15 protein-coding genes are annotated in these 14675 nt (G+C 68.6%); 8 read left to right on the top strand and 7 right to left on the bottom strand.

All coding sequences use genetic code 11. From position 1 onward, the window contains the following. Nucleotides 1–24: 24 nt before the first annotated feature. Nucleotides 25–1062: an LLM class F420-dependent oxidoreductase gene (locus tag APZ21_RS10375; protein WP_054813052.1), complete on the bottom strand. Its 1038-nt coding sequence runs from the start codon at nucleotides 1060–1062 to the stop codon at nucleotides 25–27. A 95-nt stretch (nucleotides 1063–1157) separates the two neighbouring features. On the opposite strand from APZ21_RS10375, the gene APZ21_RS10370 reads away from it, so the two are divergent. Further along, nucleotides 1158–1817, top strand: a complete 660-nt coding sequence (locus APZ21_RS10370) for a cyclodeaminase/cyclohydrolase family protein (RefSeq protein ID WP_054813051.1) — start codon at nucleotides 1158–1160, stop codon at nucleotides 1815–1817. Nucleotides 1818–1943: 126 nt separating this feature from the next. Then, the gene (locus APZ21_RS10365; protein WP_054813050.1) at nucleotides 1944–2699 is read left to right on the top strand and encodes a L,D-transpeptidase; all 756 of its coding nucleotides are present in this window, start codon (nucleotides 1944–1946) and stop codon (nucleotides 2697–2699) included. An 81-nt stretch (nucleotides 2700–2780) separates the two neighbouring features. On the opposite strand, the gene APZ21_RS10360 is transcribed toward APZ21_RS10365, so the two are convergent. Beyond that, on the bottom strand, nucleotides 2781–4586 hold the full coding sequence (locus tag APZ21_RS10360) for an ABC transporter ATP-binding protein (RefSeq protein WP_054813049.1): 1806 nt from the start codon (nucleotides 4584–4586) through the stop codon (nucleotides 2781–2783). A 36-nt stretch (nucleotides 4587–4622) separates the two neighbouring features. Between APZ21_RS10360 and APZ21_RS10355 the strand changes: the two genes are divergently transcribed. The 3 genes from APZ21_RS10355 (at nucleotide 4623) to APZ21_RS10345 (ending at nucleotide 7196) form a co-directional block, all read left to right on the top strand. Further along, complete coding sequence (locus tag APZ21_RS10355) at nucleotides 4623–5054, top strand: MarR family winged helix-turn-helix transcriptional regulator (RefSeq protein ID WP_054813048.1); 432 nt, start codon at nucleotides 4623–4625, stop codon at nucleotides 5052–5054. A gap of 223 nt (nucleotides 5055–5277) precedes the next feature. Next, entirely contained in the window at nucleotides 5278–6033 is a 756-nt protein-coding gene (locus tag APZ21_RS10350; RefSeq protein ID WP_054813047.1) for a DUF8176 domain-containing protein, read from the top strand. Between the two features lie 83 nt (nucleotides 6034–6116). After that, nucleotides 6117–7196 carry a CE1 family esterase gene (locus tag APZ21_RS10345; RefSeq protein WP_156370953.1) on the top strand — a complete coding sequence of 360 codons (1080 nt, stop codon included), beginning with the start codon at nucleotides 6117–6119 and terminating at the stop codon, nucleotides 7194–7196. A gap of 9 nt (nucleotides 7197–7205) precedes the next feature. Here the strand turns inward: APZ21_RS10345 and APZ21_RS10340 are convergent, their stop codons facing one another. Further along, nucleotides 7206–8060 (bottom strand): bifunctional 5,10-methylenetetrahydrofolate dehydrogenase/5,10-methenyltetrahydrofolate cyclohydrolase, encoded by an 855-nt coding sequence (locus tag APZ21_RS10340; protein WP_054813045.1) that lies wholly within the window; start codon nucleotides 8058–8060, stop codon nucleotides 7206–7208. Between the two features lie 208 nt (nucleotides 8061–8268). Between APZ21_RS10340 and APZ21_RS10335 the strand changes: the two genes are divergently transcribed. Continuing rightward, complete coding sequence (locus APZ21_RS10335; RefSeq protein WP_082392985.1) at nucleotides 8269–9141, top strand: YdcF family protein; 873 nt, start codon at nucleotides 8269–8271, stop codon at nucleotides 9139–9141. Between the two features lie 81 nt (nucleotides 9142–9222). Continuing rightward, nucleotides 9223–10050 carry a putative protein N(5)-glutamine methyltransferase gene (locus tag APZ21_RS10330; protein ID WP_054813177.1) on the top strand — a complete coding sequence of 276 codons (828 nt, stop codon included), beginning with the start codon at nucleotides 9223–9225 and terminating at the stop codon, nucleotides 10048–10050. A gap of 18 nt (nucleotides 10051–10068) precedes the next feature. Here the strand turns inward: APZ21_RS10330 and APZ21_RS33895 are convergent, their stop codons facing one another. From APZ21_RS33895 to APZ21_RS10315, 3 genes are all read right to left on the bottom strand, one after another. Then, nucleotides 10069–10380: a hypothetical protein gene (locus tag APZ21_RS33895; protein ID WP_054813044.1), complete on the bottom strand. Its 312-nt coding sequence runs from the start codon at nucleotides 10378–10380 to the stop codon at nucleotides 10069–10071. A gap of 332 nt (nucleotides 10381–10712) precedes the next feature. Further along, complete coding sequence (locus tag APZ21_RS10320) at nucleotides 10713–11543, bottom strand: SDR family NAD(P)-dependent oxidoreductase (protein WP_054813043.1); 831 nt, start codon at nucleotides 11541–11543, stop codon at nucleotides 10713–10715. Nucleotides 11544–11587: 44 nt separating this feature from the next. Beyond that, nucleotides 11588–13162, bottom strand: coding sequence for a succinic semialdehyde dehydrogenase (locus tag APZ21_RS10315; RefSeq protein WP_054813042.1), 1575 nt, complete (start codon nucleotides 13160–13162; stop codon nucleotides 11588–11590). 154 nt (nucleotides 13163–13316) lie between these two features. Between APZ21_RS10315 and APZ21_RS10310 the strand changes: the two genes are divergently transcribed. Beyond that, a complete protein-coding gene (locus APZ21_RS10310; RefSeq protein WP_054813041.1) occupies nucleotides 13317–14015 on the top strand; it encodes a TetR/AcrR family transcriptional regulator in 699 nt (232 codons plus the stop codon). Here APZ21_RS10310 and APZ21_RS10305 read toward each other — a convergent pair. Then, complete coding sequence (locus APZ21_RS10305; protein ID WP_204249079.1) at nucleotides 14012–14515, bottom strand: hypothetical protein; 504 nt, start codon at nucleotides 14513–14515, stop codon at nucleotides 14012–14014. The two genes, APZ21_RS10310 and APZ21_RS10305, sit on opposite strands and share 4 nt — an antisense overlap. Between the last annotated feature and the right edge of the window lie 160 nt (nucleotides 14516–14675).

Raw genomic sequence — 14675 nt, 5'->3', positions numbered from 1 at the left:
GTTTCGAGCCGGCGCCCGCGCGGATCAGACGATCTCGCGCAATTGTTCGATCAACTTCACCCGGTCGGCGGGCGTCGCGGCCAGCGGCGCGACGTTGAGCGTGGTGACGCCGGCCTCGCGGAATGCCTCGACCCGCTCGCGCACGTAGCCGAGCGGACCGATGAGCGACACGTCGCGCACCAGCTGATCGGGCACCGCCTTGACGGCCTCGTCCTTACGGCCCGCCAGATACAGCTCCTGGATGCGGTCGGCCTCGGGACCGTAGCCGTAGCGGGTGGCGAGCGCGTGGTAGAAGTTCTTGTTCTTGGCGCCCATGCCGCCGATGTAGAGCGCCAGCATCGGCTTGACGAATTCCAGCAGCGGTTCGACATCCTCGCCGATGGCCAGCGCCGGACCCGCGTAGATCTGCAATTCGCCCAGCGCCGGATCGCGCTTGGCCTTGCCCGCCTCGACGGCCTCGCCCCAGACGTCGCCCGCCTTCTCGGGCAGGAAGAAGATCGGCTGCCAGCCCTCGGCGATCTCGGCGGCCAGCTCGACATTCTTCGGCCCCAGCGCGGCCAGCAGCACCGGAATACGTTCGCGCACGGGATGATTGATCAACTTCAGTGGCTTGCCCAGACCCGTGCCCTCCCCTTCCGGCAACGGGATGCGGTAGTACTTGCCGTCGTATTCGAGCCGTTCGCGCCGCCACACCTTGCGGCAGATCTCGACCAGTTCACGAGTGCGCCCGATCGGGGCGTCATAGGCGACCCCGTGGAATCCCTCGATCACCTGCGGGCCCGAGGCGCCGAGTCCGAGGATGTAGCGGCCGTCGGAAACGTAGTCGAGACCCGCCGCGGTCATCGCGGTCAAGGTGGGCGTACGGGTGTAGAGCTGGAGGATTCCCGAAGCCAATTCCAGTCGCTCGGTCTTCGCGGCGAGGTAGCCGAGCGCGCTCACGGCGTCGAAGGAGTACGCCTCGGGGACGAACACGACGTCCAATCCGGCTCGCTCGAGGTCGGCGACCTCGGCCGCCGCCTCCTTGAAACCGCCCGAGTAGTTGATGCTCAATCCGATCCGCATGAGCCAAACCTATCCGCCGCGGTTAACGGCCGGACAACCGGTAGCGTGAGACGCTGAATCCGCAACCGTCTCGCAGAGCGAAAGGCCATACCTCCGTGTCGCAGCCAAGCACGTCCGTCCCGGAATCGGGGTCCTCCTTCGGCTCGGTCGAGCTCGCGCGGTACCTGTCGGAACTGGCCGCCAAGGTGCCCGCACCCGGCGGCGGCGCGGTCGCGGCCCTACACGCCGCGCAGGGGGCGGCGCTGGTCGCGATGGTCGCGCGATACACCACCCGCGCCAAGGACGCCGAGCACCGCCCGGTGATCGAGCGCATCATCGACGCCGCCGACGCCGCCCGCGCCCGCGCCCTCGCCCTGGCCGACGCCGACGCCGCCGCCTTCACCGCGGTCGGCGCGGCCTATCGGTTGCCCAAGGCCACCGCGGCGGAGGAGGCCGCGCGCACCGCGGCGGTCACCGTGGCCCTCATCGAGGCCGCGCGGGTGCCCGCCGCCGTGGTGGACGAGGCCGACGAGGTGCTGTCGCTGGCGGCCGAGTTGCTGCCGATCGGCAATCCGAACGTGGTCACCGATATCGGCGCCGCCGCCGACGCCGCCCGTGCCGCGGCGACGAGTTCCCGGCTGAATATCGAGATCAACGTGGCCTCGCTGCCCGCCGCGGACGGCGATCGTTTCGCGCCGACGCTACTGCGCATCGAGGAGATCGCGGCCCGCGCGGACGGACTGCACGCCGAGGTGTTGCACGCGGTGCGCGGGTGATCGATACCCGGCGCGGCGCATCCGTCACATCTGAAACATGACTGTCGCATTCGGCTCGACGGTGTTGATCATGAAGGCGTAGACTGGTTTTCCCCGTACCACACCATCTCGAAAGGGGTGGATGCCATGAGGGGCGCCCTACGCCATCTGTTCCTCGCATTCGTGGCCATCTCGGTGGCCGCGTTCGGGTCCGGTGCGGCAGCAGCGACAATGATCGGAACCCCAACGGTCGACCAGGTCACGGCGATGACGCCCGCGGCCGGGACAACGGTGGGAATCGCACACCCTGTGACTGTTCGTTTCGCCGCTCCCGTCGCCGACAAGGCCCGCGCGGAGAGCAACCTCCACATCCGTTCGACGCAACCATTGACGGGCACCTACTCCTGGGGTGCCGACAACACCGAACTCACCTGGACACCAACCGAATTCCTTCCGGCACGATCGACGATCACGGTCCGGTTCGCCGACGCGCGCAGCGAATTCCGTACCAATGTGGGCGTCGTCGCCGATGGCGACATGTCCGCGCACACCTTCACCGTCAGCATGGGCGGTCGGGTGGTCTGGGTGATGCCCGCCTCCTTCGGCAAACCGGGCTGGGAATCGCCCGTTGGCACCTATCCGGTACTGGAGAAGTTCCGCTCGGTCGTGTTCGACTCCCGCACCATCGGAATTCCGCTGAATTCCTCCGAGGGCTACTACATCAACGGTGAATACGCCGAAAGGCTCACGTGGGGCGGCGTTTTCGTCCACTCCGCACCCTGGTCGGTGGATTCGCAAGGCTATGCCAATGTCAGCCACGGCTGCGTCAACCTCGCCCCCGAGGATGCCGCCTGGTACTACAACAATGTCGGTGTAGGCGATCCGGTGACACTGCACTGGTGATCGCACACCCCTGATCCGCGCGAAGGGATCGACGCACTACACGTGCGTCGATCCCTTTGTCGTACCTGGGCATTCGCCGGCTCAGGCGACCGCGCGCGCATCGGTGTCGCGGGCCGCAAGTTCCGCGTAGCGGCCCTCACGGCTCAACAGTTCCTCGTGGGTGCCGCGTTCCACGACGCGGCCGCGGTCGAGTACGACGATCTGGTCGGCGTCGCGGATGGTCGAGAGCCGGTGTGCGATCGTGACGGTGGTGCGCCCCCGCGACAGCGCGTCGATGGCGGCCTGCACCTCGCGTTCGGTGCGGGTGTCCAGTGCGCTGGTCGCCTCGTCGAGCACCATGATCGGCGGATCGCGCAGGATCGCGCGCGCTACCGCGATGCGCTGTTTCTCGCCGCCGGAGAACCGGTAGCCGCGCTCGCCGACCAGGGTGTCGTAACCGTCGGGCAGCGCGGCGATGTGATCGTGGATCTGCGCGGCCCGCGCGGCGGCCTCGAGTTCCGCGTCGGTGGCCTCCGGTTTGGCGAACCGCAGATTGTCGGCCACCGAGGCATGGAAGAGGTAGGTCTCCTGCGACACCACCCCGACCGCGGCCGCGAGATCGGCGAACGACAACTCGCGCACGTCGACGCCGTCGATGGCGACCCGTCCCGAACGCACGTCGTAGAGACGCGCGACCAGGTAGCCGAGGGTGGTCTTGCCCGATCCGGTCGCACCGACGACGGCCAGACTCGATCCGGCAGGCACGGTGATGTCGATGTCGTCGAGTACGGCGCGCTCGCCCTCGCCGTAGGCGAAGCGGACCCCCTCGAAACGAACCTCGCCGCGGGGTGCGCGCAACGGCACCGGATGGGCGGGTTCCTCGATATCGGGGACTAGATCGAGATATTCGAAGATGCGGTCGAACAGTGCCAGGGAACTCTGCACCTCGACACCTGTGCTCAGCATCTGCACCATCGGGCGCAACAGTCCGGCCTGAAGCGTGGTGAAGGCGACCAGGGTGCCGATCGAGACCAACGCATGCCCCGAGGCCATGGTGAAGCCGGCGACCCAGTAGATGATCGCGGGCATGGCGGCCAGCACGATCTGGATGGTCGACTGCCGCCACCGGCCCGCCATCCCGGCCCGGATCTCGAGGTCGACCAGACCGCGCGATTCGCGGGTGAAATCCTCGACCAGCGCCGGCGAACGGCCCATCGTGCGGCCGAGCAGGATGCCGCTGACCGACAGCGACTCCTCCACGATGGCCGACATGGCCGCGAGCTGGCGCTGGCGCGCTCCGGTGATCCTGCGGCGTTCGTCGCCGACGCGCCTGCTGATCCACACGAACAGCGGCAGCGTCATCAGCGAGACCACGGTCAGCCGCCAGTCCAGGGCGATCATGGCGACCACCGAGGCGAGCACGGTGGTGAGATTGGCGACCAGCGAGGTCGCGGTGGACGTGACGGTGGACTGCATACCGCCGATGTCGTTGGCGATGCGGGACTGGACCTCGCCGGTTCGGGTGGTGGTGAAGAACGCCAGCGGCATGCTCTGGAGCCGGGCGTAGACCGCCGAGCGCAGATCGTGCATGACGTCCTGGCCGACAGCGGTGGAGATATAGGTCTGTAGCACGCCGAACACGCTGGTCAGGGCGGCGACGGCGACCATGCCCGCGGCCAGCAGCGTGAGCAGGCCGGTGCGGCCGTGCGGAATGGCGTCGTCGAGGACGGCGCGCAGCATGAACGGCGAGGCCAGTGCGACGAGCGAGGACGCCCCGACCAAGACGGCGACCAGCGCCAGTCTGGCGCGGTAGGGACGGAAGAGCCGGACGATCCGGCGAAGACGAGATGGTGGCTGCACAGGCGGCCTCCTTCCTGGGAACACACCCTGAAACCGAGTATGACTCATAATTGTTCCACCGAACAATGAGTTAAGCTCAATGACATGGACAGCGGTTCCGACGCCGACCTCCCCGACCTCTTCCTGCGCACCGCCAAGCGCATCCGACGCAATCAGATGGCCCGGCTGGCCCCGTTCGGCCTCACCCCCGCCACCGCGCGCGCCCTGCGGATCGTCGGCCACGCGAGCCCGCCGCCGCGCATGACCGATCTGGCCGAACGACTCGATATCGTCCCGCGCTCGGCGACCACGGTCGTCGACACGCTGGAAGCGGCGGGTCTGGTCCGCCGCGCACCCGATCCCGCCAACCGCCGCGCGACCCTGGTGACCCTCACCGACGCGGGCGCGGCGGAACTCGAGCGGATGGCGAGCGCACGGCGCGAGGCCGCCGTCGAGATCTTCGCGACCCTGAGTTCCGCGCAGCGCGAGACCCTGCGCGAACTTCTCGCCGCCCTCGACGCGACATCGGGGGGCTGACCCGCCCGCCGACGCACCCGACACTCATGTCCCATTCGCGCCGCGCGCGGCTAGAATCGGCTGCGTCAGAACGGTTTCGATGCGCACCGCGCGCCGCGAAAGCGGATCGGCCGTGCCGAGGACAGCAAACTGGCAGTGTCGTTCAGTATCGTTCAGTATCGTTCCGGGGGCGACAGCGCGAATGGGAACGAACTCGACCGTGTGACCTGATGGAGGCGGGGTAATGGATCGACCGGATATGGGTGCGGGATCGCGGGGGCGGGCACCACTTTCCCTGCCGCCGGGGCGGTTCGAGGATGACCGGTCGGACTGGCTGGCGCACGCGCCGACGATTCCCATGTACCTGCCGCGTTTCGAGCCCGCACCGGATCCGCGGCCCGAAACCGAACCGCTGCCGGACGATATCTTCGCGCGCATGGTCGACCGGTCCAAGCGGCGGCGCTCGCGGCGGTGGCTGGCCCCACTGGCGGGTTCGGTCGCCGCGGCGATCCTGGTGGGGCTGGCCTTCTTCCAGTTCCGCGGCGGACCCGCGCCGCAGTCGGTCGCGTCGAGCACGCCCGCGGAGATGATCGTGGTCCCGGCCGCCACGCCGGGTACCGCGGTCGCCCAGTGTCCGGCCCAGCGGGTCGGCGATCGCATCCAGGGCAATGGCGCGGGCGGTGTCGATTCCGGTCCCGCCGCCATTTTCGCCTTCCAGCACGCCTACTACGTAGCGCGGTCGGGGACGCTGGCGCGCACGCTGGTTGCGCCGAACGCGTCGGTGTCGGCCGCGCCCGCGATCCAGCAGGGCATCGACTCGATTCCGGTCGGCACCAACTACTGCGTGAGTCTGACACCCGGCGTGTCGGAGGGCCAGTACGTGGTGGTCGTCACCGAATACCGGCCGGGCACGGCGGCGTTCACCTACAACCCGCAGACCGTGGCGACCGCTCGGGTCGGCGACAAGACCCTCATCACCGGTATCTCCCCGGCGGGCTGACCGGGGGCCGCGCCCGTTGTGATCGGCAACAAAGACCGGTCATTCGGATATGAACCCGCGCTCCGCATGAGAGCATCCCTCTCATGTTGCGCAGCAGAACTTCCGGGCCGGTCGCCGATTACGGAGCCCGCCGCCGCCCGCGTTCGCGTCTGCGCCGCGTGATCACCGTCGCCGCGACCCTCGTCGCCACCGCCGCGCTGCTCACCGCCACCGAACAGTCCGCCGCCGCACAGGATCCGGCCGTCGAGCCGCTGCCCTCACCGGGCTGCGCGGCTCCGGCGCCCGCATCCGGCGGATCGATGCTCGGTTTCGCCGCACCCGGTAAATCCGGCAGCTACATTCGCGACCTCCCGCCCGGCGCGGACCATCCGCTGCCGCTGGTGCTCGACCTGCACGGCTACCTGGAACCGGCCCTGCTCGAACACGACAGCACCGGATTCGGCGCCTACGGGATGAGCCAGGGATTCATCACCATCACACCCCAACTCGACGAACCAGGAGTCCCGCGCTGGGATTTCGGTGAGGGCAGCCTCGACAGCGATTACCTGTCACAGTTGCTCACCCACGTCGAGTCCACCGTCTGCGTCGACACGCGTCGCGTCTATGTCACCGGACTGTCCATGGGCGGATTCACCACCTCGTCGCTGGGATGCCAGTTCTCCGAACGGATCGCGGCCATCGCGCCGGTCGCCGGACTTCAGGACTTCGAGTGGTGCCGCACCAGCCGCCCGGTGCCGGTCATCGCGTTCCACGGCACGGCCGACCCCATTGTCGCCTACGAGGGCGGACTCGGACCCAACGCACGATTGCTGCCGTCACCCGACGGCACCGGTTCCGCCGACCGCGGCGCGGGCGCCGAACCGGAGGTGAACGGGCCGGGGCCGCAGAGCATCACAGCGAACGCGGCCGCGTGGGCGCGGCGCAACGGCTGCGACGGCGGCGACCCCGCCGAAGTGTGGGTCGCACCGGATGTGGCGCTGCGCAGCTATCCGTGTCCGGCACGGGGCGAGGTCCAACTGTATTCGCTGATCGGCGCCGGACATGTCTGGCCCGGCACCTCGGCCGCCTACTTCCCCGCCCCGCTGGTTGGCGCGAACACGACCTCTATCCAGGCCACCCGAGTCATCTGGGAATTCTTCCGCGCCCACCCGATGCGCGGCTGACCCGCGATCTCACGCGGTGCGGGCCAGTTCCGCCGCTCGCACCACGTGCCGCATGAGCAGGGCGGTGGTGACCGGCCCGACGCCGCCGGGCACCGGGCTCAGCGCGGATGCCTTGCCGCGCACCGTCTCAGCGTCGACGTCGCCGACGATCCCGCCGTCGGCGGTCTCGTTGGTGCCCACGTCGATCACGACCGCGCCCTCGCCGACGTGATCGCCGGTGACCAGTCCGATACGGCCCGCCGCGGCGACCACGATATCGGCGGCCGAGGTGACCGCGGGCAGATCCGCGGTGCGGGAGTGGGCGATTGTCACCGTGGCGTTCTCGGCGAGCAGCAACTGCCCGAGCGGTTTGCCCACGACGTTGGACCGTCCGACGATGGCGACACGCTTGCCCTCCAAGGCAATCCGGTGGAATTTCAGCAATTCCACCACCGCCTCGGAGGTCGCCGGGACGAAGCCGTCGAGTCCCGTGGCGAGCAGGCCGAGCGAGAGCGGGCTGACGCCGTCGACATCCTTGGCGGCCGCGATCGCGGAACTCACGTCCTCGAGGGCGACACCGGCGGGCAGCGGCGTCTGCAACATGATGGCGTCCACCGCCGGGTCCTCGCCGCGCGCGGCGAGTTCGGCGCGGATCGCTTCGGCGCTCGCGTCGGCGCCGAGATCGATGCGGTCGCAGGCGATTCCGAGTCGCTCGGCGGCCTTGCGCAGTGAGTTCACATACCAGGCGCTGGCCGGGTCGTCGGTGGCGACGACGAGCGCGAGGCGCGGCGCGGGCCCGCTCGCGGTGAGCGCCGCGGCGCGCTGCGCGGTGTCGGCGTTGATGGCGGCGGCGAGGTCCTTGCCGGTCAGCGAAACGGTATCCACGGTGTTCCACCCTATCGGTGCCCGCACCGCCGACCGTGCCGCGGGCCGACTCGTAGCGGCCATGACCGACGACACCGCAGGCCGGATCACCACCGCAATTACCGGACGATCACGGTGACCGGCCGTATCGTTAGAACAGTTTGCCCACGATTGACTGCCAGCTGACATACCGGAAACCCGTTTCGCACGTGGAAAGGTGTCGACTGTAGTGAAGATCTCGAGGCACTGGAAATCCTTGGTCGCATCCTGCTGCGCGGCCGTCGCACTCACCGGATTCGCCGGGGCGACCGCCCACGCGGGACCGGAGACCGCCGCGCTCTACAACTCCGCTCAGCGCAATTTCACCGAGGGCAACGACGCCGCGGGCCGAGCCGATCTGCGCGCTCTCATCGGCGCGGACCCCGGCGACGCGGAGGCACTGGCGCTCCAGGCCATCTGGTCGCATTTCGCCAATGACCTGCCCGCCCTCGCCGACGCCATGGCCAGGCTCAACGCCGTCGATCCAGGCATGGCGGCGGGCACCGTCAATGTCCTCGACGCCATCGGCGCCGCCGTTGGCACGTTGCCGAATCCACTGCCCGCCCTCATCGGCCCGAACACCGGGATCGTGGTACTCGGTTACGGACTGCTACCGGACGGGTCGCTGCGCCCGGAACTGGTGAATCGGCTCACCGCGGCCTGGATCCAGGCGGTGGCGGCGCCGTTCTCCCCCGTCGTCGTCACCGGCGGCAATCCGCAGAACGGCGTCACCGAGGCCGAGGCCATGCGGGACTGGCTGGTCGGCCACGGTCTGTCGCCCGCGCGCATCCATCTCGAGACCAGAGCGGGTTCGACCGTCGGCAACGCCCTCTACACGACGGAATTGCTGCGCGGTCTCGGCGCCGACAGCGCGGTCATCGTGACCTCGCCGAACCACATCCGCCGCGCGGTCGCCGATTTCATCGTCGCGGGCACCCGCGTGGTCGGGGCCACCACGTCGATGGACGAACTCGTCTCGCAACTGCCGCCGCCGTCACGGCCGAATCAGCGCGGAATCTACCTGGACGCGACCCGCACCTTCCAGTTGTCCACCTCCCGCTGACCGGCGCTCCCGAACCGCCCGTCCGCGCGCCGCCCGGAAAATCGGCTGCGCGCGGTGCGCGGATCGCGGGAGGATGGCGCGGTGACGACGACGGACGAAATCGAGGCGGTGGTGGCGCGACTGCGCGCGGCGGGATGTGTGTTCGCCGAGGAGGAGGCGGCACTGCTCGTCGAATCGGCCGAGCGGACCGGTGCGGCGTTGGAACAGATGGTGGCGCGCCGGGTTTCGGGTGTGCCGCTGGAACATCTGGTGGGGTGGGCGGAATTCCACGGCGGGCGCGTGGCGGTCGCGCCCGGGGTGTTCGTGCCGCGACGGCGCACCGGATTCCTGGTGGATCTGGCCGCGGATCTGCTGTCGGAGCGGACCGTGTCGCGGCCGACCGTACTCGACCTGTGCTGCGGATCGGGGGCGCTCGGGCTGGCGCTGGCCGCGGCACTCGCCGAGGACGGCGTCGCGATCGACCTCGTCGCCGCCGATATCGAACCGGCCGCGGTGGCGTGCGCGCGCGGCAATCTGGCCGCTTACGGAGCCCGGGTATACGAGGGCGACCTGTTCGCCCCGCTGCCCGCCGCACTGCGCGGGCGCGTCGACATCCTGCTGTGCAATACCCCGTACGTGCCGACCGACATGATCGCGCACATGCCGCCGGAGGCCCGCGATCACGAACCGCGCCGCGCGCTCGACGGGGGGCCGGACGGCTTGGACGTGCTGCGCCGGGTCGCGGCGCGGGCGAGCGTGTGGCTCGCGCCGGGCGGCACGCTGCTGGTCGAGGAGAGCGAGGGGCAGGCACCGACGGCGGCGGCGATCCTGCGGCGGCACGGCTTGTCGGCGCACGTCACCGACTCCGAGGAGTACTACGCCACCGCCGTCATCGGTACACGCCCCGAGACCGACGCGACCGCGCCTTGATCGGGCGGCCGTCTCTCATCAGGCCGAGGGACGCAGATTCGACAGCACCCGGATGGCGTCGGACAGCGGAATCATGCGTCCGGGCTGTTCGGCCGCCAGGCCCATTTCTATGTATTGGCGGATCAACATGGACTGCGTGACACAGTGGGCCGCCGCGGCCTCCTTGACCCGCCGATCCATCTCCGGCGACATCTTCAGTGAACGCACCACCGACATCGCGGATTCGATCTCGGCGCTCGTGGGCGGCAACGGCGGCGGCGCGACGGTGTCGTCATAGCTCAGCGAGTCCAGGATCGAGCCCGGATTCTCGCCCGCGCGTAGCTCTTTCATCGCCGACCTCCCAATTCTCGTACTCACGCAATTGGTGTGGCGGCATGGGGGCGGCCATGACGATCTCCCAGATATCCGGCGTGGACGCAGGTCTGCGCAACAGCACCACGATCGGGCGACCCTCATCGGTCCTGCCCCACACCGTGAGCACGGGCAGCCCCTCTGGTGTGCGAGCGGAGCGCGGCCAGCGCTTCGGCGAGTACAGGACCTCCATGACCTCCCAGGGCTCGATACCGGCCCGGTCGAGATGTTCCCCGGCTCCAAACCACCACTCGTATTGCATTGTCTGTCGATAATACCAAGGTATTACCCGGGTTGGGCGCCGGACGGATTCACGCCTTATGGCCGGTGAACTCCGACATCGAGCGGTAGACGCCGACCGAATCGAGGAACAGATCACGCACGCGGATCGGCAACAGGCCCGAAACCGCCCGGTTCAGCCGCGAGGTCCAGGGCAGCACGACCAGCGGCGTGCCCGCCTTCATCTGCTTCCACGCGGTGTCCACCACCGCGTCGCGGTGCAGGATCGGCGTGAACAGGAATCCCTTCGCGCCCTCGAACATGCCGGTGTCGATATAGGTCGGGCAGACCGTGGTCACCTTCACGTGGTGGTGGCCCGCCTGCTCCAATTCGATGCGCACCGAATCCGACCAGCCGAGCGCCGCCCATTTGGAGGCCGCATAGACGCTCATGCGCGGATTGGGCACCAGCCCCGCCGACGAGGCGATGTTGAGCACCCGCGCCTGGGCGGAGCCGCGCACCATGGCGGGCAGGAACTCCAGCGTGATGTACATGGGCGCGAGCGCGTTGACCGCCATCGTCTTGTCGATGTCGACGCGGTTGTCGGTCTCCCAGAAATACTTGTTGCCGCGCACGATGCCCGCGTTGTTGACCAGCACGTCGATATCGCCGACCTCGGCGCGCACCGTCGCGGCGGCCTCGGCGATCGCGTCACGGTCCGACACGTCGACCACCTGTTCGCGCACCCGGCCACCGAGCGCGGCGAGTTCGGCCGCGGTCTCCTTCAACGCCGTCGCGTCGACATCCCACAGCACCACCTCCGCCGCCCCCTCGCGCACCGCGTGTTCGGCGAACAGTTTGCCCAGTCCCATGGCCGCCCCGGTGACCAGCACGTTCTTCTGCGCGACCGTCTCTATCCTCATCGACTTCCCATCCTTCGGCTTTCGGTTCCGCATCTACCGCGCTGTCACTTCAGGCGAAGCGTCTTCATGACCGAGAAGTACAGCGTCATGGTCTTCGCCCACAGTTCCTCGGACATGCCCGGCAGCGGCGCGATCGGCAGCACCCGCTGCACCGCGATGGTCTGGGTGTCGGTGTACTTGAGCAGGCCCTCTGGACCGTGCCTGCGTCCGGTGCCGGAGATGCCGAGACCGCCCGAGGGCGCGTCGGCGCTGCCCCACGCCGCGATGAAGCCCTCGTTGACATTGACCGATCCGGCCTGGACGCGGGCCGCGACCTCGCGTCCGCGGGCGGTGTCCTTGGTCCACACGCTGGCATTGAGTCCGTAGGCGGTGTCGTTGGCCGCCGCCACCGCCTCGTCGTCACTGGCGACCCGGTAGATCGAGACGACCGGGCCGAAGGTCTCCTCGCGGTAGACGGTCATACCGGGTCGCACGTCGCCCAGCACGGTCGGTTCGTAGAAGTAGGGGCCGAGATCGGGCCGGGCGCGCCCGCCGGCCAGGACGGTGGCACCCTTGGCGACCGCGTCGTCCACGTGCTCGCGCACGGTGTCGAGTTGGCGCTGGAAGGTCAGCGAACCCATGTCGGCGGAGTAGTCCAGCGCACCGCCGAGCCGAATGCCCCGCACGTTCTCGGTGAATTCGGCGACGAAGCGGTCGTAGACGCTGTCGTGGACGTAGATGCGCTCCATCGATTCACACAGCTGACCCGCCGAGGCGAAACAGGCGCGAATGGCGATCTTCGCCGCGCGCGAGACATCGGCGTCGGCCAGGACCAGCAATGGGTTCTTGCCGCCGAGTTCGAGGGAGTAGCCGATCAGCCGCTGACCCGCCTGCTGGGCGATGGTGCGACCGGTCGCGCTGGAACCGGTGTAGTCGACGTAGTCGGCGCGGCCGATGACCTCGCCGCCGATGACCGAACCGCGCCCGAGCACGGCCTGCCACAGGCCTTCGGGCAGTCCGGCGCGTTCGGCGGCGTCGATGGCCCACAGGGCGGTGAGCGCGGTCTGATTATCCGGGCGGGCCACCACCGCGTTACCCGCGACCAGGGCGGGCAGCGCGTCGGAGACGGCGAGAGCGAGTGGGTAGTTCCACGGCGAGATGACCGCGACCACGCCCTTGGGCCGTCGCCGCACGCCGACCTTGGTGAGCACCGGCAATACTCCGCGCGAGCTGCGATCGGCCAGCAGCCGACCGGCCACCGAGGCGTAGTACCGGGCGTTGACCGCGACATCGCCGACCTCGTCGAAGGCGTGCGCGCGGGATTTGCCGGTCTCGATCTGCACGATGTCGAGGATCGTGCGCTGTTCGGCCAGCACGATGTCGTGCAGACGGCGCAGTACCGCGGCGCGCTCGCGCACCGGCCGCTTCGCCCATTCCCGCTGCGCGTCGCGCGCGGTGGCGAAGGCGCGCTCGATATCGGCGGTGGAGGACTGCGGCAGTTCGGCGATGCGCGCGCCGGTGGCGGGCGCGAACAGTTCGACCGGCGGTGCGCCGCCCGCGACAGCGCGGTCGAGCAAACGCCGGACCAGCTCCGGGGGCAGAGCGGTGGTTTCGGCTTCCTGCCTGCGGGTTGTGGTCATGGAGCGGCTCCAGGGACGGTACGGCGGCCGGGTCAGGGCGGACCCTCAGCCATTAAGTGAACACTGGTGTTAAATTAATATCGCCGCCGCAGATCGTGTCAAGCTCTCCGGTGCGCACCACAGATCCGTCATGCACCCGATGTGAGGATTCACGATGCCGTCCGATGACGCGGGTGCGGCGACCGGCGCACGGCGCGGGCGACCGCCGCAAACCCCCGAACAGGCCGAAGAGGTCCGCGCGCGCATCGTCGCGGCCACCGCCGATGTCTTCACCTGCGGCGGATCGCGCGGACTCAGCGTCACGCGGATCATCGACGCGGCAGGTCTGGCGCGGCCCACCTTCTACCGGTACTTCGCCAACGCGGTCGAACCGCTGCACGTACTGCTCACCGAATCCAATGCCGGACTCGTCGGCGGTATCGTGGCCGCACTCGGCGGTACCGACGAACCGGTCGAACTCGGTATCCGGCTCATCGACGCCTACCTGGACTGGGCCCGCGGCCACGGCCCCATGCTACGCCCGCTTTTCGCCGAACTACACGATCCGGTCTCCCCCGTCTCGCACTACCGCGAACTCGCCTTCGACGACATCCGCGCGGCCGTCCGCGCCACCTTCACCGCCCTCGGCCGCGCCGTGCCGAGCCCCCTCGATCTCGACGCCGCCCTGCACGTGTGCGAATACGTCGTCTACCGAATCTCCGCCGAGGTCGACCCCGGCCAGGAACCCCACCCCGACACCGTGGCCGCCGCCCGACTCACCATGATCCGAGTCCTGCTGACCACCCTCGGCACCCGAGCCGACGTCGAATACGCCCTCGGAATCCCGGACCTCTTCCCCACCCCGCAGGACTAATCCGTCTCGGCCTTCGACACTTCGCCCCCGACCGGATCACCACCGTCCTCCGACCCCAAGCGACGGCCGTTCTCATCGACCCGAACCAGGACACCACCGGTGATCGAATCGGGATTCGGTATCCGCTCGGTGCCCGCCAGCGGAATCTCTGTCAGACGCCCCTTCGCCAGCATCCACAGACCGAAGACTTTATCCTCCTCGTCACGGATCAGGACCTGCACCGAATGCGGATAGGGCCAATCGAGGCCTTCCAGATGCGCGAGCAGCCCGCGCCAATTCAACCGAGAGAACTGAATGACCCACATATAACAGTCAACCGAACCATTGCAGCCTCCCTCGAAGACCGAATCATCGACCGGCGTGAAGCACTGATACCACTCCCGCTCCGGGTCGGGAACGGTCAGATGCTCCATCACCTCCCCCGCATCACGGGCGAGCACGATGACCTCGGCATACCGACTCACCAAAATCCCCTTCTTCAAAATTCTCGACACGCTCACGGTCTCGATGGAGACCTTCTCATTCGTCTGGCATAGGGTCGAACCAATCCTGCCACTCGATCTCGTCCGGTCTACTCCCAAAATCCGTCCTATACGCGGTAGCCAGTACGGACTTCAATTTCTCGATGCCGATCACAGAATTGGCCGGAAAATAATGCGC

The sequence above is a fragment of the Nocardia arizonensis genome (assembly GCF_001310275.1).
Taxonomy (GTDB): domain Bacteria; phylum Actinomycetota; class Actinomycetes; order Mycobacteriales; family Mycobacteriaceae; genus Nocardia; species Nocardia arizonensis.
The sequence above is the reverse complement of the archived record's forward strand: the minus strand, read 5'-3'. Positions and strand labels throughout refer to the sequence as shown.

Coding starts and splice junctions, on each gene's coding strand:
- APZ21_RS10375 (WP_054813052.1), bottom strand. CDS start 1,062: ATGCGGATCGGATTGAGCATCAACTACTCGGGCGGTTTCAAGGAGGCG.
- APZ21_RS10365 (WP_054813050.1), top strand. CDS start 1,944: ATGAGGGGCGCCCTACGCCATCTGTTCCTCGCATTCGTGGCCATCTCG.
- APZ21_RS10360 (WP_054813049.1), bottom strand. CDS start 4,586: ATGAGTCATACTCGGTTTCAGGGTGTGTTCCCAGGAAGGAGGCCGCCT.
- APZ21_RS10355 (WP_054813048.1), top strand. CDS start 4,623: ATGGACAGCGGTTCCGACGCCGACCTCCCCGACCTCTTCCTGCGCACC.
- APZ21_RS10350 (WP_054813047.1), top strand. CDS start 5,278: ATGGATCGACCGGATATGGGTGCGGGATCGCGGGGGCGGGCACCACTT.
- APZ21_RS10345 (WP_156370953.1), top strand. CDS start 6,117: ATGTTGCGCAGCAGAACTTCCGGGCCGGTCGCCGATTACGGAGCCCGC.
- APZ21_RS33895 (WP_054813044.1), bottom strand. CDS start 10,380: ATGAAAGAGCTACGCGCGGGCGAGAATCCGGGCTCGATCCTGGACTCG.
- APZ21_RS10320 (WP_054813043.1), bottom strand. CDS start 11,543: ATGAGGATAGAGACGGTCGCGCAGAAGAACGTGCTGGTCACCGGGGCG.
- APZ21_RS10315 (WP_054813042.1), bottom strand. CDS start 13,162: ATGACCACAACCCGCAGGCAGGAAGCCGAAACCACCGCTCTGCCCCCG.
- APZ21_RS10310 (WP_054813041.1), top strand. CDS start 13,317: ATGCCGTCCGATGACGCGGGTGCGGCGACCGGCGCACGGCGCGGGCGA.